This is a genomic window from Dactylosporangium sp. NPDC051087 (assembly GCF_055586325.1).
In genome coordinates this window covers 299,673-315,803 of sequence record NZ_JBVJIJ010000010.1, presented here as the reverse complement: position 1 = coordinate 315,803, position 16,131 = coordinate 299,673, and the positions used below count along the sequence as shown (strand labels likewise).

The 16,131-nt window shown below is 73.0% G+C and carries 17 protein-coding genes; 11 read left to right on the top strand and 6 right to left on the bottom strand.

The features are described 5' to 3' along the window. Positions 1 to 180 precede the first annotated feature (180 nt). Positions 181 to 936: a 3-ketoacyl-ACP reductase gene (locus ACZ6TV_RS21320; protein WP_465298937.1), complete on the top strand. Its 756-nt coding sequence runs from the start codon at positions 181 to 183 to the stop codon at positions 934 to 936. Here the strand turns inward: ACZ6TV_RS21320 and ACZ6TV_RS21315 are convergent. From ACZ6TV_RS21315 to ACZ6TV_RS21295, 5 genes are read right to left on the bottom strand one after another with little or no spacing between them, the layout of a single operon-like run. Continuing rightward, positions 896 to 2,299 carry an MFS transporter gene (locus ACZ6TV_RS21315; protein ID WP_465298980.1) on the bottom strand — a complete coding sequence of 468 codons (1,404 nt, stop codon included), beginning with the start codon at positions 2,297 to 2,299 and terminating at the stop codon, positions 896 to 898. The genes ACZ6TV_RS21320 and ACZ6TV_RS21315 overlap by 41 nt on opposite strands. A gap of 7 nt (positions 2,300 to 2,306) precedes the next feature. Beyond that, positions 2,307 to 3,020 carry an ABC transporter permease gene (locus ACZ6TV_RS21310; RefSeq protein WP_465298936.1) on the bottom strand — a complete coding sequence of 238 codons (714 nt, stop codon included), beginning with the start codon at positions 3,018 to 3,020 and terminating at the stop codon, positions 2,307 to 2,309. Continuing rightward, on the bottom strand, positions 3,020 to 3,931 hold the full coding sequence (locus ACZ6TV_RS21305; RefSeq protein ID WP_465298935.1) for an ABC transporter ATP-binding protein: 912 nt from the start codon (positions 3,929 to 3,931) through the stop codon (positions 3,020 to 3,022). The genes ACZ6TV_RS21310 and ACZ6TV_RS21305 overlap by 1 nt, the downstream gene beginning before the upstream one ends. Then, the gene (locus ACZ6TV_RS21300; protein ID WP_465298934.1) at positions 3,931 to 4,806 is read right to left on the bottom strand and encodes an ABC transporter permease; all 876 of its coding nucleotides are present in this window, start codon (positions 4,804 to 4,806) and stop codon (positions 3,931 to 3,933) included. The genes ACZ6TV_RS21305 and ACZ6TV_RS21300 overlap by 1 nt, the downstream gene beginning before the upstream one ends. Next, positions 4,790 to 5,746 carry an ABC transporter ATP-binding protein gene (locus ACZ6TV_RS21295; RefSeq protein WP_465298933.1) on the bottom strand — a complete coding sequence of 319 codons (957 nt, stop codon included), beginning with the start codon at positions 5,744 to 5,746 and terminating at the stop codon, positions 4,790 to 4,792. The genes ACZ6TV_RS21300 and ACZ6TV_RS21295 overlap by 17 nt, the downstream gene beginning before the upstream one ends. Before the next feature lie 141 nt (positions 5,747 to 5,887). On the opposite strand from ACZ6TV_RS21295, the gene ACZ6TV_RS21290 reads away from it, so the two are divergent. The 10 genes from ACZ6TV_RS21290 (at position 5,888) to ACZ6TV_RS21245 (ending at position 14,899) form a co-directional block, all read left to right on the top strand. Continuing rightward, positions 5,888 to 6,910: a diguanylate cyclase gene (locus ACZ6TV_RS21290; protein ID WP_465298932.1), complete on the top strand. Its 1,023-nt coding sequence runs from the start codon at positions 5,888 to 5,890 to the stop codon at positions 6,908 to 6,910. A gap of 31 nt (positions 6,911 to 6,941) precedes the next feature. Next, complete coding sequence (locus ACZ6TV_RS21285) at positions 6,942 to 7,199, top strand: DUF6412 domain-containing protein (RefSeq protein WP_465298931.1); 258 nt, start codon at positions 6,942 to 6,944, stop codon at positions 7,197 to 7,199. Between the two features lie 148 nt (positions 7,200 to 7,347). Further along, the gene (locus tag ACZ6TV_RS21280; RefSeq protein ID WP_465298930.1) at positions 7,348 to 7,932 is read left to right on the top strand and encodes a YidC/Oxa1 family membrane protein insertase; all 585 of its coding nucleotides are present in this window, start codon (positions 7,348 to 7,350) and stop codon (positions 7,930 to 7,932) included. A gap of 162 nt (positions 7,933 to 8,094) precedes the next feature. Further along, positions 8,095 to 9,210 carry an inositol-3-phosphate synthase gene (locus tag ACZ6TV_RS21275; RefSeq protein WP_465298929.1) on the top strand — a complete coding sequence of 372 codons (1,116 nt, stop codon included), beginning with the start codon at positions 8,095 to 8,097 and terminating at the stop codon, positions 9,208 to 9,210. Continuing rightward, the gene (locus ACZ6TV_RS21270) at positions 9,207 to 10,070 is read left to right on the top strand and encodes an SCO3242 family prenyltransferase (RefSeq protein ID WP_465298927.1); all 864 of its coding nucleotides are present in this window, start codon (positions 9,207 to 9,209) and stop codon (positions 10,068 to 10,070) included. Before ACZ6TV_RS21275 ends, ACZ6TV_RS21270 begins: the two co-directional genes overlap by 4 nt. A gap of 7 nt (positions 10,071 to 10,077) precedes the next feature. Beyond that, on the top strand, positions 10,078 to 10,938 hold the full coding sequence (locus ACZ6TV_RS21265; RefSeq protein WP_465298926.1) for a sugar phosphate isomerase/epimerase family protein: 861 nt from the start codon (positions 10,078 to 10,080) through the stop codon (positions 10,936 to 10,938). After that, complete coding sequence (locus tag ACZ6TV_RS21260; RefSeq protein WP_465298925.1) at positions 10,935 to 11,531, top strand: EboA domain-containing protein; 597 nt, start codon at positions 10,935 to 10,937, stop codon at positions 11,529 to 11,531. Before ACZ6TV_RS21265 ends, ACZ6TV_RS21260 begins: the two co-directional genes overlap by 4 nt. Further along, positions 11,531 to 12,382: a TatD family hydrolase gene (locus tag ACZ6TV_RS21255; RefSeq protein ID WP_465298924.1), complete on the top strand. Its 852-nt coding sequence runs from the start codon at positions 11,531 to 11,533 to the stop codon at positions 12,380 to 12,382. The genes ACZ6TV_RS21260 and ACZ6TV_RS21255 overlap by 1 nt, the downstream gene beginning before the upstream one ends. After that, the gene (gene eboE, locus ACZ6TV_RS21250; protein WP_465298923.1) at positions 12,382 to 13,512 is read left to right on the top strand and encodes a metabolite traffic protein EboE; all 1,131 of its coding nucleotides are present in this window, start codon (positions 12,382 to 12,384) and stop codon (positions 13,510 to 13,512) included. The genes ACZ6TV_RS21255 and eboE overlap by 1 nt, the downstream gene beginning before the upstream one ends. Positions 13,513 to 13,525: 13 nt before the next feature. Further along, a complete protein-coding gene (locus ACZ6TV_RS21245; protein WP_465298922.1) occupies positions 13,526 to 14,899 on the top strand; it encodes an alkaline phosphatase family protein in 1,374 nt (457 codons plus the stop codon). A 152-nt stretch (positions 14,900 to 15,051) separates the two neighbouring features. Here ACZ6TV_RS21245 and ACZ6TV_RS21240 read toward each other — a convergent pair whose 3' ends face one another. Continuing rightward, positions 15,052 to 15,963, bottom strand: a complete 912-nt coding sequence (locus tag ACZ6TV_RS21240; RefSeq protein ID WP_465298921.1) for a diacylglycerol/lipid kinase family protein — start codon at positions 15,961 to 15,963, stop codon at positions 15,052 to 15,054. Positions 15,964 to 16,131 lie beyond the last annotated feature (168 nt).

Here is a 16,131-nt window from a genome sequence, read left to right as displayed (position 1 = left end):
GCGTGAGCGGCCAGCGAAGCGGCTCGGGCCGCTCACCATCGAATCAGTTCCAGCTCAGGCCGACGCCTGGAGCGCAGCGGAAGGTGGCGGCGTGAGCGGCCAGCGAAGCGGCTCGGGCCGCTCACCATCGAATCAGTTCCAGCTCAGGCCGACGCCTGGAGCGCAGCGGAAGGTGGCGGCGTGAGCGCCGCGCTCGTCACCGGTGCCTCGCGCGGCATCGGGCGGGGCATCGCCCTCGCCCTGGCGGACGCCGGCCTCGACGTGGTGGTGAACTACGCCTCCAACCTGGCCGCCGCCGAGGACACCGCCGCCGAGATCGGCAGGCGCGGCGCGCGGGCCGCCCTCGTCCGGGCGGACGTCGGCGACGCCGGGGACCGGGCACGGCTCGTGCGGGAGGCGTACGACGCGTTCGGCGGGATCGACCTGCTCGTCAACAACGCGGGCGTGGCGCCGGCGGTGCGCGCGGACCTCCTGGAGGCCACCGAGGAGTCCTTCGACCGCCTGGTCGGCATCAACCTCAAGGGGCCGTACTTCCTCACCCAGCAGGTCGCCCGCCGGATGGTCGAGGACGGCGTCCAGGGCAAGATCGTCACGATCTCGTCGATGAGCGCGTACACGGCGAGCGTCAACCGCGGCGACTACTGCGTGACGAAGGCCGGCCTCGGCATGATGACGAAGCTGTTCGCGGCGCGCCTCGCGGAGCACGGCATCACCGTGTTCGAGGTGCGGCCCGGCATCATCGCCACCGACATGACCAGCGCCGTGCAGGAGAAGTACGACAAGCTCATCCTGCGCGACGGGGTCACGCCGATCCGGCGCTGGGGCACCCCCGAGGACGTCGGCCGGGCGGTGGCGGCGATCGCGACGGACCTGCTGCCCTTCTCCACCGGCCAGGTCATCGATGTGGACGGGGGATTTCATCTACGGACTCTGTAGCGCGCTCCTGCAGCAGTGCGTGCACCGCCTCGATGTCCGCCGGGGCGGTGCGGGACGCGAGCCAGTACATGACGCCGGTCGGGATGAAGAACACCTGGAAGGCGGCGAGTCCGACGGCGAGGTTCGTCGGCGGCGGGAAGCTGCGCGCGAGCGCCGCGAACACCGCCCCGACGATCCCGTTGCCGGCCGCCCGGCCGACGCCGTTGACGAGGTTCCCCAGTGAGTACACGGTCCCGCGGTGCTCGGGCGGGTTGACGTCGGCGATGAGCGCGAACCAGTTCGGCGAGTTCGCCGACGTCAGCGCCAGGGCCAGCAGCGCGCACAGGAACGCGGCCAGGAGGCTCGGCGTCGTGAACAGCGCCTCGACGACCAGGACCGTCGCGGACCGGCCGTCGGGGGCCGGGAGCGTCAGCGGGGCGAAGAACAGCGCCACGTACAGCGGGACCCCGGCGAGGATCCCGATCGCGGCGACCTTCGCCCGGCCGCCGGGGTCGCGCCGCTGCCAGCGGTCGCCGATCAGGCCGCCGACGACCGACAGCACGCCGCCGAGCTGGAAGAGGGTGGCGAGGATGCCGCCGATCGCGATGGCGGTCCGCTCGTCGTAGCCCTGCGCCTCCGCCTTCGCCTGGAACAGCCGCGGCAGCCACACCAGGGACCCGAACGCGGCCTGCGCGGTGAGCCCCTGCAGGATCAGCCACACGTTGGTGCGGCGGGCGACGATGCCGGGCAGGTCGCCGCGGGAGATGCGGTGCTCGTACTCCTCCCCGGCGGCGAAGACCGCGGCGAGGTCCGGCTCGCTCTGCCCGCGGCGGATGTCGGCGGTCGTGAAGTACGCGGCGGCGGCGAGGACCCCGAGGACGGCGAGGACCTCGAACGGGCGCCGCCAGTCCGTGCCGCCGAGCTGGCTGGCGACGAGGACCCCGGCGAGGGTGCCGACGCCCTGCGACAGCCCCCACAGGCTCATCACGAGGCCGCGGCGGCGGGGCGAGATGAGGTCGCTGACGACGGAGAACCCGACCGAGCCGACGGCGCCGAGCCCGACGGCCGCGACGAGCTGCGCGGCGAGGAACGTCCAGTAGCCGCCGGCGAGGACGGTGCCGACCGTGCCGGCGGCCCAGATCAGGGTGCCGGCCATGAGGACGGGCTTGCGGTCGGTGCGGTCGCCGGCATACGCCCAGCCGACGGCGGCGACCGCGGTCACGAGATACCCGACCGCGGTCACCACGCCGAGCGCTCCCTCGCCGACGCCGAGGGAGCGGCTGATCGGCGAGTAGAGCGGCGGCACCAGGCTGATCGCCACGTTGTCCAGCGACGCCAGCACGATGAAGACGGCGACGCTGTACACGCGGTGGAAACTCACCAGCGGGACGTTAGCCCGTCTCGCCCGCGACGGCGAACGTCCGCAGCTTCTGCACCGCCAGGGCGGTCATGCCGACGGTGAACACGCCGGCCATGACGAAGCTCACCGGCACCGACACCGAACCCGACAGCACGTCGGTCGGGGCGAGCCAGTCGACGATCGTCTTCACGTACTGCTGGATGCTCAGCTTCGCCGTGCCGGACAGCAGGTTGCCCAGCAGGCCCTCCCACAGCACCACGTAGACCAGTCCGAGCAGCACCGGCCGGCGGGTGATGACGCTGATCGCCAGGAACAGCGCGCAATAGGCGAGGGCGCCGACGAACGCGCCGACGACGAGCGCGAACGCCAGCGGTGTGGACTCGGCGAGCAGCCCGACGATGAACAGCGGCACGGCGGCGAACCCGCCGGTCACCCCGACCGCGACGGCCAGCTTGGTGAACACGATCTCCGAGCGCGGGATCGGCTTGGACAGGATGTGCGTGATCGTGCCGTCGTCGATCTCGGAGCCGAGCACGCCGGTGCCGACGATGAGCGCGATCACCGGCAGCACCGCGGCGAAGCCGAGGCCGACGATGACCGGCTCCCCCCATTCCGACGGCGGCTCCCCGAAGGCCCGGGCCGCCGCGGCGAAGCCGGCCAGGATGATCGGCAGCGGCACCAGCAGCCAGATCCGGCGGCGGCCGAGCAGGCCGCGCAGCGTGATGCGGGCGATGGTCGGATTCATCAGGCACCCACCAGGTAGGAGAAGACGCTTTCCAGGGACTCGTCGGCGGGCAGCAGCTGCCGCACCCGCACGCCCTCCTTGAGCGCGATGCGGGGCAGCGCACGGGTGAACGTGCCGTAGTCGGACGCCCGGACCTGCAGGCCTGTCGCGTCGAGGTCGACACCCGCCACGGACGCCTCGCCGATCAGCGCCACCGCCAGGCGGCGGTCGTCGCTGGAGCGGATCGAGAACACGTGCGGCCGGTTGGTCATGAGCCGGCGGATGGTGCGGAAGTCGCCGGACGCGGCGAGCCGGCCGGCGACCATCACCTGGACGGTGCCGGACACCTGCTCGACCTCCTCCAGGATGTGCGAGGAGAACAGCACGGTGCGGCCGTCGTCGCCCATCTTGTGCAGCAGGTCCATCATGTGGAAGCGCTGGCGCGGGTCCATGCCGTTGAACGGCTCGTCCAGCAGCAGCACCCCCGGGTCGTGCACGAGCGCGGCCGCGACCCGGATCCGCTGCCGCATGCCCTTGCTGTAGGTGTCGATGCGGCGGTCCTGCGCCGGCTCCATCTCCACCAGGGCGAGGGCGCGGCGGGCGGCCTCCTCCGGGTTGGCGAGGCGGAACAGCTTCGCGCTGGCGACCACGAACTCCTTGCCGGTGAGGAACCCGTGCACGGCCTCCCGCTCGCTGACGAGGCCGAGGGTGCGGTACACGTCGGGGTTGCGCCACGACGGCGCGCCGTCGACGGTGAGCGTGCCCTTCGACGGGGCCAGGAACCCCGACATCATGTGCAGCAGCGTGGTCTTGCCGGCGCCGTTCGGCCCGAGCAGGCCCGTCACCCCGGGGCCGAGGGTCATCGTCACGTCGTTGACGGCGACGACGTTGCCGTACCAGCGCGACACGTGCTGCAGGTCGACGGTGCCCATCAGGCGGCCACCTTCCGGTAACGCAGGAGCAGGAGCGAGATGCAGCCGGCGAGCAGCACGAGGGTGCCGACGCCGTAGACGGGGCCGTAGTCGCCGATCGGCATGGCATCGGCGTCCGGTGTACCGAAGAGCCACTGCTCGACGCCGATGAGCAGGGTCATCGGGTTGACCATGAACGACAGGCTCGCCAGCGCGCTGCCCTCGCCGCCGCCGATGACGTTGAGGATGCCGACCATCGGCGCGGTGATGACGAACACGCCGACGATGAACGCCGCGGCGAACGCCCGGCGGCCGCTCAGCGACGCGACCAGCAGCGCGATCCCGGCGAGGACCAGCGACCGGATGACGGCGCCGCCGAGGCCCGGGCCCATGTCGCCGAGCTCCTTCATCGCGCCGGAGAACCCGTCGGTGCGGGTGAAGACCGCGCCGATGTAGATCAGCAGCTGCGGCACGGCGAGCAGGAGCAGCACCACCGTCGACAGCGCGGCGTACTTCGCCAGGGCGTAGTCGGAGCGCGACAGCGGCCGGCTGAAGTACAGCGGCAGCGTCCGGTCCCGCAGGTCCCGCGACACCAGCTCCGGCGCCACGATGGCGAGGAACAGCATCACCGGGAACGAGATGAAGGCCGCGAACCCGCGGTAGCTGATGAACGACTGGCCCGTCAGCGACCGTACCGCGATCTCGACGACGGCGACGCTGAGCGCGATGCCGATCACCAGCCACGGGAAGATCTTCGCCTTGGCGCCCCGGCCGATGCCGAACGCGGTCCGCAGGCTCTGCTCGTAGAGGGAACGGTTGGCGTACCAGCGGCCGAGCCTCGGGCCCGTGTAACGCTGGTAGCCGATGTCATGGATGACGCTAGTTGGCTGCGCCATGGCCGACCTCCTGTGCTGCCGGTCCGGCCGGTCCGGTCACCGTCGGGGTTTGGAAGAGCTCAGCGACGCGGTGGCGGCGCTGGTCGAGGCGGTGCAGCGGCAGGTCCAGCTCGGCGACCGCGACCAGGATGCGGTCGTACACGTCGTCGCTGTCCATCGGCACCATGAGCGACGCACCGTCGCGCGACACCGGCAGGCCCTGCTCGGCGAGGCGGGCGACGAGCAGCTCGACCCCCTCGCTCACCTCGACGGTGAGCACGTCGCGGCTGGTCGTCATGTCCGACACCGTCGCGGAGCGCAGCAGCTTGCCGCCCTCGATCGCGATCAGCGACGTGCAGATCCGCTCGACCTCGCCGAGCAGGTGCGAGCACACGACGATCGAGATGCCGAACTCGGTGCCGATGCGGTACACCAGCTCCAGCATCGCGTCGCGGCCGGCCGGGTCGAGGCCGTTGGTCGGCTCGTCCAGCAGCAGCAGGTCCGGGTCGTGGGCGAGCGCCTGGGCCAGCTTGACCCGCTGCTTCATGCCGGTCGAGTAGCCGCCGATCTGGCGGTACCGCTCCTCGTAGAGCCCGACGTGCCGCAGCGCCTCGGACGCCCGCTCCCGGGCGGCGTTGGCGGGCAGCCCGCTCATCCGCGCCAGGTGCGTCACGTACTCGGCCGCCGACGTCTCGCTCGGCAGGCAGTCGTGCTCGGGCATGTACCCGACGCGCTGCCGCACCTCCACGGACTGCGTCGTCGGGTCGAGCCCGAGAACCCTCAGCTCGCCGCCGGACGGCTGAAGGAGCCCGAGCATGATCTTGATAAACGTGGACTTGCCGGCGCCGTTCGCGCCGACCAGCCCGATGATCCCGGGCTCCACCGCCAGAGTCAGTTCCTGCAGGGCGGTGACGCCACCTCCGTAGCGCTTCGTCAGCGCACGCGTCTCGATGAGTGCCACGACGCCGACCTTACGGACCGTGAACCCTCAGGACTATCCGGAACGCACCTGAAAGCGGTCACCTAGGGGTTCAACCTGAGATTCTCCTCAGGTTGGCTCAGATCCTTCTCAGGTTCGGTTACTGGCGGTCGACATTGGGGCGTGGATCTGCCCCTGCTCCGTTTCCGGCGCAGCATCGAGTGGGCCGGCCTGATCAGCCGGTTCGGCTCCGTGCTGTGGGTCGTGTGCACCGTGGTGCTGCTCCCGGTGCCGAACACCCTCACGCTGTGGGCGGTGCCCCTCGCGCTCACCAACGTTCTCGCCTGGCACGCGCTGCGCAGCGTCGGACGGAGCCGGTACCCGCGGATCAGCGCGGTACTGGTGACCCTGGACACCGCGACCACCATCGGCGCGGTCATGGGCACGATCCGGTACACCGACGTCACCCTGTGGCCGATCTTCGTCATCCCCATCGTCATCGGCGCCTTCCGCAACCAGCTCACGGGCGCCCTGCTCACCTGGCTCGCGACGGCCCTGAGCTGCGTCACCATGTACGTCTGGGCCGAGCCGCTCGCCGGCCGGCAGCTGCCCAGCGAATGGGTCACCCTGGCCCCGGCCCTGCACCTGGTCGTCGCGGTCCTGGCCGGCCTGCTGTCCCGCGGCCACCGCACCCACATGCGCCAGCTCGGCGAGGCCCGCGCGGAGCTGCGCCACCAGGCGCTGCACGACCCGCTGACCGGCCTGGGCAACCGCCACCTGCTCGACGAGTACACCCGTACGGGTCTGCCACCCGGCACCCTCGCGTCGGTGCTCGTCCTGGACCTCGACGGCTTCAAGGCCGTCAACGACACGCTCGGCCACGCGGCCGGCGACGAGCTGCTGCGGGTCGTCGGTGCCCGGCTGCGCGCGCAGGCCCGCGACGGCGACCTGGTGGCCAGGCTCGGCGGCGACGAGTTCGTCGTCCTGCTGCCCGGCGCCACCGCCGACGACGCCGCGGAGGTGGCGGCCCGGCTGCGGTTCGCGCTGATCGCCCCGATCCGCCTCGACGGGCGGTTCGTCCGGATCGACGCCAGCATCGGGGTGACGACGGCGACCGGCGGGACCCTGGACGACATGATGCGGGCCGCCGACGCCGACATGTACCGCGAGAAGGCGAGCCGCCGCCCGGCCGCGCACGCCATGTGATCCGGGCGCCCGGTGGCGTATCCTCGGTGCCATGTCGTGGTCGCTGACCACCCTTCTCGCCGCCTGGTCCTCGGTGACCTCGCCGGCCGACGCCGTCGCCGTGGCGACGGCCGTCCTCGCCGCGCTCGCGATCGTCCTCGCGGCGCGCCTGCTCACCGGTGCGCCCACGGCGCCGCGGCGGGCCGTGCCCGTCCCGGCGCGGGCCCGTTCCCGGCGGGCGCAGCCGACCCGCGCCATGGACCCCGACGCAGCCGGACGGCCGCGGCCCCGCGCGCCCGGACAGCGGTAGTCCCTCCTTCCTGACTCCCGCTCGTCCATCTCCGCGCGCTCCTCCCGACCCCGCCTCGCCCTGCCCGCCCGTGCGGCTCCGCCGTGCGCGCCGGGTGGTGGCCGCGGTGGCCGGCGCCTGCGCGCGTCCAAGCCGAAGGGCTCCTGTCGTGCTGCACCATGTCCTCGTCCTGCTCGCCTCCTCCACCGGGTCCGTCGCCGCCGCCATCGTCATCGCCACCCTCGCCGTCCGGGCCGCCCTGCTGCCGCTGAGCCTGCGGGCGTACCGCGCGGAGAAGGTCCGCGCCAGGCTCGCCCCGCAGCTGACGCGGCTGCGGGAGCAGCACGGCAAGGACCCGGTCGTCCTCGCCGAGAAGACCGCCGCGCTCATGCGCGCCGAAGGCTCGGGCCCTCTCGCGGGCATCCTGCCGATGCTGGCCCAGGCGCCCGTCGTCTGGCTGCTGTACCGCGAGTTCACCGGCGACGCGGTCCGCGGCCACACCCTGCTCGGCACCGACCTGACCGCCAGGCTGCTCGACCACCCGGCCGCCCTCGCCGGCTGGCTGATCGTCGCCGCGCTCGCCGCCGTCGCCGTCTGGAACGTGCGGCAGCTGCCGGAGGGCTCGCCGGGCTTCGTCCGGGCGCTGTCGTTCGGGACCGTGGCGTTCGCCGCGATCACCCCGGTGGCCGCCGGAATCTACCTGGTCACCTCCGGGCTGTGGACGGCCGTCGAGCGCGCCGTCGCCCGGCGCTGACCTCTTTTGCACGCTAGCGCGGGAAGTTTTTTTGGTTTGGAGAAAAGTTCGGTTGGCACTGGCGGAAGGCGTCAGGGGGTTCTACGCTGCCAACTCAGCGACAGTCGGTGATGTCGCCCACAAGATCGTCACACAACTCCAACCGCCATTTGGGAGGGCCCGGTGCAAACGGGTGTGTGGCTGGTAGGCGCGCGCGGTTCCGTCGCCGTCACCAGCATCGTCGGTGCTGCCGCTGTGCGCGCCGGGCTCACCGAGCCGATCGGTTGCGTCACCGAACATCCCGTGCTGCGCAGCGACGCGCTGCCCGGCTTCGGCGACCTCGTCTTCGGCGGCCACGACGTCGCCACCATCTGCGTGGCGAAGAAGGCCGAGGCCCTCGCCGACGCCGGGGTCGTGCCCGCCCGCCTGGTCGCCACCCTGCACGAGGAGCTGGCGGCGGTGGACAAGGAGATCCGTCCGCTGCCGCACGGCACCGCGGCCGAGGTCGCCGCCGGGATCACCGCCGACCTGCTGGACTTCAAGCGCCGGCACAACCTCGCGCGGGTGGTGGTCGTCAACGTCGCCTCCACCGAGGCCGCCGCGGCGCCGCACCCGGCGCACACGTCGCTGCAGTCGCTGCGGGACGCGCTCGACACGCTCCCGCCGAGCTCCCTCATGGCGTATGCGGCGTTCGAGGCGGGCTGCTCGTTCGTCGACTTCACCCCGTCGACCGGCGCCCGGCTGCCCGCCCTGCACGAGCTGGCGCTCTCGCAGGACGTCGCCTATGCCGGGCATGACGGCAAGACCGGCGAGACGCTCATCAAGTCGGTGCTCGCGCCGATGTTCGCCATGCGCAACCTGCGGGTCAAGTCGTGGTCGGGCACCAACCTGCTGGGCGGCGGCGACGGCGCGACCCTCGCCGAGCCGGCCGCCAACGCCGCGAAGTCGGCCAGCAAGCAGCGGGTGCTCAGCGAGACCCTCGGCTACCAGCCCGACGGGCACACCCGCATCGAGTACGTGCCCGACATCGGCGACTTCAAGACCGCCTGGGATCTCATCACGTTCGCCGGGTTCCTCGGCACGCCGATGCGCATGGAGTTCACCTGGCACGGCTGCGACTCGGCCCTGGCCGCGCCGCTGGTGCTGGACCTGGCCCGGCTGACGGCGGCCGCGCACGCCGCCGGGCGGTCCGGGCCGCTGACCGAGCTCGCGTTCTTCTTCAAGGACCCCCTCGGCGAGGTCGACCACGCGCTCGGCGCCCAGTTCGAGGCCCTCGCGACGTTTGTACGGTCGCTGTGAGGCCCGACTGGAAGACCCTGGCGGAGCTGGTCCGTGCCCCGGCGGCGCTGAGCGTGCCCGGGGACGTCGTCGCCGGCGCCGCGGCCGCGGGGACCCTCGGGGCACGCACCCCCGCCCTCGCCGGGTCCTCGGTCCTGCTGTACTGGGCGGGCATGGCCGCCAACGACTGGGCCGACCGTGACCTGGACGCCACCGAACGCCCCGAACGCCCGATCCCCTCGGGCCGCATCACGCCGGGGACCGCGTTCGGGGTCGCGGCCGGGCTCACCGCCGCCGGGGTCGCCCTCGCCGGGCTCGCCGGCGGCCGGCGCGCCCTCGCCGTCGCGGTGCCGCTCGCCGGCGCCGTCTGGGCCTACGACCTGAAACTCAAGAACACCCCGGCGGGACCCGCCGCGATGGCCGCCTGCCGGGCGCTCGACGTGCTCCTCGGCGCGAGCGGCGGGCGGCTGCGGACGGCCGCCTACCCCGCGGCGACGGTCTTCGCCCACACGTACACCGTGACCGCACTGTCCAGGGCGGAGGTCCACGGCGCCACGCCGTCGCTGCCGGCGGCCACCCTCGCCGGGTCCGCCGCGGTGGCCGTCTCGGCGGCGCTGCCCGCCCGGCCGGTCGGCCGCTGGTCCTGGATTCCCGCCGCGCTGTCCGGCTGGTACGCGAAACGCTACGGCGAGGCGCAGCTGAAGGCCCTGGAGAAACCGACCGCGGGCAACATCCGGGCGTCCGTCGGCGCCGGGATCGTCAACCTGCCGACGCTGCAGGGCGCGCTCACCGCGCGGGCCGGCGCACCCCTCGCCGGGATCGCCGTCGCGGCCGCCGCACCGCTCGGCCGGCAGCTCGCGAAGCGGCTGTCACCGACATGAGCCGGTCATGAGCCTCAGATTCGGGTACGGGACGAACGGCTTCAGCAACCACCGCCTCGACGACGCGCTGACCGTCATCGCGGAGCTCGGCTACACCGGGGTGGCGCTGACCCTCGACCACCACCACCTGGACCCCTTCGACAGCAACCTGTGGCGGCACGTCCGGGCGCTCGGCCGCCGCCTCGGCGAGCTCGGCCTCGGCGTCGTCATCGAGACCGGCGCCCGCTTCCTGCTCGACCCGTGGCACAAGCACGCGCCGACCCTGCTCGACGACGACCCCGCGGCACGGATCGACTTCCTGAGCCGGGCCGTGCGGATCGGCACCGACCTCGGCGCGGAGGCCGTCAGCTTCTGGGCCGGGGTCCGCCCCGCCGATCTCCCGCCGGACCTCGCGTGGCGGCGGCTCGTCACCGGCTGCGCCGAGGTCCTCGCCGCCGCCGAGGCCGCCGAGATGATGCTCGGCTTCGAGCCGGAGCCCGGCATGCTCGTGGAGTGCATCGACGACTGGGAGCGGCTGCGCGCCGACCTCGGTGCGCCCGTCCACTTCGGACTGACCCTCGACATCGGCCACTGCCGGTGCCTGGAGCCGATCCCCGCCGAGGACTGCGTGCGCCGGGTCGCCGGGTCGATCGTCAACGTGCAGATCGACGACATGCGCCGCGGCGTGCACGAACACCTCGAGTTCGGCACCGGCGAGGTCGACTTCCCCGCCGTGCTGCGCGCCCTCAACGACACCGACTACGGCGGCCTCGTCGCCGTCGAGCTCCCCCGGCACAGCCACGCCGCACCCACGGTGGCCCGGGACTCCCTCGCCTTCCTGCGCGCCGCCGAAGCGCAGTCACTGGACCGATTCCAGGAGGTGCCATGAACCTGTACGACTCCCTCACCGCCGAGCTGACGGACACGGTGTGGCTCGACACGGCGCTGGAGACCGTGGCCCGCCAGCCGTCCGCGATCGGCCGGCTGTTCCCCGCCGCCGGCCGCCGCTGCGGCCGCTGGGCGCTGGCCGGCCTGCCCGGCTGGACCGTGGACGACGCGGCCCGCGTCCTCCTGCTCACCCGGCTGCCGGCCGACTCGCTGGCGACCGAGCTGGAGCCGCTGTACCGCTACGGCGACGCGGCGGAGAAGCGGGCCGTCCTGCGGGCGCTGCCGCTGCTGCCCGCCCAGGACGCTTTCCAAGGGCTCCTGCTGGACGCCTTGCGCACCAACGACACCCGGCTCGTCGCCGCCGCGCTCGGCCCGGCCGCCGCGGCCCTCCCCGACGCCGCGTGGCGGCAGGGCGTGCTGAAGGCCGTCTTCATGGGCCTGCCCCTGGATGCCGTCGCCGACCTCGACACGCGCGCCGACGCGGAGCTCGCCACCATGCTCGCCGGGCTCGTCGAGGAGCGGCACGCCGCCGGTCGCGCCGTCGCCGACGACGCCACCGCGCTGCTGCACCGCCTCCAGGAGAAGGTTTCGTGATGCGCATCTTCGACCCGCACATCCACATGACGTCCCGCACCACCGACGACTACGAGCGGATGGCCGCCGCCGGGGTGCGCGCCCTCGTCGAGCCGGCGTTCTGGCTCGGGCAGCCGCGCACCAACGTCGGGTCGTTCACCGACTACTTCGACTCCCTCGTCGGGTGGGAGCCGTTCCGGGCCTCGCAGTTCGGCATCCGCCACCACTGCACGATCGCGCTCAACCCGAAAGAGGCCAACGACCCGCGCTGCCGCGACGTGCTGTCGGTGCTGCCGCGGTACCTGGAGAAGGACGGCGTCGTCGCGGTCGGCGAGATCGGCTACGACTCGATGACGCCGGAGGAGGACGAGGTGTTCGCCGCCCAGCTCGCCCTCGCCGTCGAGCACGAGCTCCCGGCGATGGTGCACACCCCGCACCGGGACAAGGCGCGCGGCACCGACCGGACCATCGCCGTCGTCCGCGAGTCCGGCATCGACCCGGGCCGCGTCGTCGTCGACCACCTCAACGAGGTCACCGTCGCCCGGGTCGCCGAGAGCGGCTGCTGGATGGGCTTCTCCATCTACCCCGACACGAAGATGACGCCGTCGCGGATGGTCTCGATCCTGCAGGAGCACGGCCTGGACCAGGTCCTGGTCAACTCCGCCGCCGACTGGGGCCGCTCCGACCCGCTGCTGACGCTGCGGACCGGCGAGGCGATGCTGGCGGCGGGGTTCACCGCCGACGACGTCGACCGCGTGCTGTGGCGCAACCCGGTCGAGTTCTACGGCCAGTCGAAGCGTCTGGACGTCTCGGAACTGCTCGATGTCGACGCCACGTTCGAGGGGAACTCGATCCTCCGCGGCGGGTCGTGATGCGGCTGCGGCACCCCGACGGCCAGGTGGTCCACCTGGCCTACGGGACCAACGTCCACCCCGCGGAGGATCTCCCGGGCATCATCACGCAACTCGATGTCTACGCGGCGCAGGTCAGGTCGTTGCTGGACACCCCGGTGCTCGGTCTCGGGCTGTGGCTCGCCGCCGACGTGGCGGCGGAGCTGGCCGGCGACCCCGCGTTGCGGCGGCGGTTCCGCCGTGAGCTGGACACGCGCGGCCTGGAGGTGGTGACGCTCAACGGGTTCCCGTACGAGGCGTTCCAGGCGCCGGTCGTGAAGAAGGCCGTGTACCTGCCGGACTGGGCCGACCCGCGGCGGCTGCGGTACACGATGGACCTCGCGCGGATCCTGGTGGACCTGCTGCCCGACGACGCCGCGCGGGGCTCGATCTCCACGCTGCCGCTGGGCTGGCGCGACCCGTGGGACGGGCCGCAGGTCGCCGCCGTCAACCGGGCCATGGACCAGCTCGCCTACGGGCTGTCGTTCCTGGAGCGGCCGATCCGGGTCGCGTTCGAGCCGGAGCCGGGCTGCGTCATCGAGAACACCCTCCAGGCGACGGTGCACCTGTCCGGGGTCGATCCCAGGTACCTCGGGGTCTGCATGGACCTCGCGCACCTCGCCTGCGCGTGGGAGGACCCGGGCGCCGCCGTGCAGCGCCTCGCCCGCGCCGGGCTGCCCGTGGTGAAGATCCAGGTGTCGGCGGCGCTCGCCGTCGACGACCCTTCCTCGCCCGCCCTCGCCTCCTACGTCGAGCCCCGGTTCATGCACCAGACCCGGTCCCGCGGCTGCGCCGCGTCCTTCGACGACCTCGACGAGGCCCTGGCCAGCGGCGCCGACGGGCCGTGGCGGGTGCACTACCACGTGCCGCTGCACGCCGCACCGTCGCCGCCGTTGCAGGCGACCACGGACGTGCTGCGGTCCGGGCTCGCGGCGCTGCTCGGCGGGCCGGCGGCCGGCTGCGACCACCTCGAGGTCGAGACCTACACCTGGGGTGTGCTGCCGCAGGCGCAGCGCCCGACCGGACCTTCGCAGCTCGCCGCCGGGATGGCCGCCGAGCTCGCCTATGCCCGCGACATCCTGCACGACCTCGGTCTCAAGACCGTCTCATGACGTTGGAGCCCTGATGAGCAAGCCCCTGCTGGTCCTCGACGTGGTCGGGCTGACGCCCAGGCTGCTGGCGCACATGCCGCGGCTGTCCGCCGTCGGCGCGACCGTGCCGCTCAAGCCCGTCCTCCCCGCGGTCACCTGCTCCGTGCAGTCGACGTTCCTCACCGGGGAGCTGCCCTCCTCCCACGGGATCGTCGGCAACGGCTGGTACTTCCGGGACCTCGGCGAGATCTTCCTGTGGCGGCAGCACAACGCGCTCGTCGGCGGCGACAAGCTGTGGCAGGCCGCCCGGCGCGCCGAGCCCGGCTACACGGTGGCGAACGTCTGCTGGTGGTACGCGATGGGCGCCGACGTCGACTGGACCGTCACCCCGCGCCCCATCTACTACGCCGACGGGCGCAAGGAACCCGACTGCTACACGTTCCCGCCGGCGCTGCACGACGAGCTGACGGCCAAGCTGGGCGAGTTCCCGCTCTTCACCTACTGGGGGCCCGGCGCGGGCATCCCGTCCTCGGCGTGGATCGCCAGGGCCGCCGAGCAGATCATGGTCGACAAGTCGCCGGACCTGACCCTGGTGTACCTGCCGCACCTCGACTACGACCTGCAGCGCTTCGGCCCGTCCTCGCCGCAGGCCGACGCGGCCGCCGCCGAGCTGGACAACGTCGTCGCCCCCCTGCTGGCCGCTGCCGAGGTGCGGGGCGTGACCGTCGTCGTCCTCTCGGAGTACGGCATCACCGAGGCGAGCCGCCCGGTCGACGTCAACCGGTTGTTGCGTGCGGAGGGACTCCTCAACGTCTACACCCAGGACGGGATGGAGTACCTCGACCCGTGGACGTCGCGGGCGTTCGCGGTCTCCGACCACCAGATCGCGCACGTCTACGTCCGCGACGCCGCGGACCTGCCGGTGGTGCAGAAGCTGTGCGCGGGCCTGCCGGGCGTCGGCGAGGTCCTCGACGCGGCCGGCAAGCAGCGCACCGGCCTCGACCACGAGCGGGCCGGGGAGCTCGTCCTGCTGGCCGAGCCCGACGCGTGGTTCACCTACTACTACTGGCTCGACGACGCCCGCAAGCCGGACTTCGCGCAGCTGGTGGAGATCCACCGCAAGCCCGGGTACGACCCGGCGGAGCTCCTCTTCGACCCGGCCGCACCGGGCGCGGCGAAGGCCCGGGCGGGCCTGGCCCTGGCGCGGAAGAAGCTCGGGATGCGGTACATGATGAGCGTCGTCGGCCTGGACGCCGGGGCCAAGGCGGTCAAGGGCTCCCACGGCCTCATGCCGTCCACTGTGGAGGACGGGCCCGTCTGGCTGTGCAACGACCCGTCGCTGAGCCTGGAGTCGGTCGACGCGACAGAGGTGAAGGGGCTGCTGCTGCGCCTCGCCGGCCTCTCCTGACGGTCCGGCGCCCGGCTCCGCCGCTGCTGCTGCGCCTCGGCGGAGTCGGCGCCTGGCTCCGCTGCTGCTGCGCCTCAGCGGACCTCGGCGTCCGGCTCCGCGGCTGCTGCACCTCAGCGGACCTCGGCGTCCGGCTCCGCTGCTGCTGCGCCTCAGCGGACCTCGGCGTCCGGCTCCGCTGCCGCGTCTCCGCGGACGAGGAGCCAGGCGCCCTTCGCTACTGTCCAGTGGCGGGCGCGGAACGGGCCGGACAGCTCACCGTCGGCGTTGACGTGGAACGGGTCGCCCTCGATGCGCACGTCACGGCCGCGCAGGTGGGTGACGTCGGCGCGGCCCGGGTGCCGGCCGTCGCGCAGGGCCAGGGCGTAACCGACCCGGGCGAACGGCCCGACGGCGAACGACACGGTGACGTCGGCGAGCCCGTCGGCCGGGTCGGCGCCGGGGCCGAGCTCACCGGTGCCCCCGGCGATCGTCGGCGCGTTGGACAGCCCCGCCATCAGCACCCGCCGCCGCCCGCGCGCCACGACCGCACCGTCGACGGTGACCCGCAGCCGCCACCCCCGCGCCGTGAACCCCGCGAGCACCGCGCCGATCGGGAACGCCGCGATCTTCAACCGCTTCTTCAGCGGCTTCGCCTTCATCGCCGCCTCCGCCCCGGCACCGACGTGCACGGCGTTGATGACGACCCCGCCACCGTCGCCGACGATCAGGTCCGTCGGGCGGGCGGTGCCACCGGCCGCGATCCGGGCGGCCGCCACCAGGTCGTCGACGGGGATGCCGACGCCGCGCGCGAAGTCGTTGCCGGTGCCGAGCGGGATCAGGGCCACCTCGCAGGTGCCCGCCTCCCCGCGCCGCAGCAGCGCACCGACCATCGTGTGCAGCGACCCGTCCCCGCCGACGACGACCAGCCTGCGCTCGCCTCTGGCGTCGAGGATCCTGTCGACGTCGCCCTCGTCGCCGCAGGTGGCCGTCTCGACCTCACCGAACCCGCGCAGCACGTCGAGGACCGCGTCGACCGCTGCTGTCTCGGTCCGCCCGGCGAACTCGTTCGTGACGACCAGCACTCCGCTCACGATACGGCGCACCGCCCGTCCCCGCCGGTCGACGCGCACCCGCCGCTCCCGGGGCCACGATCAGCAAGCCCGTCGATCCCCCGGGCCCGGCACCGCCGCCACCGCACCGCAGCCGACCACGCCCCCTACGCGAACGGCCCACCCACACCCATCGACCGC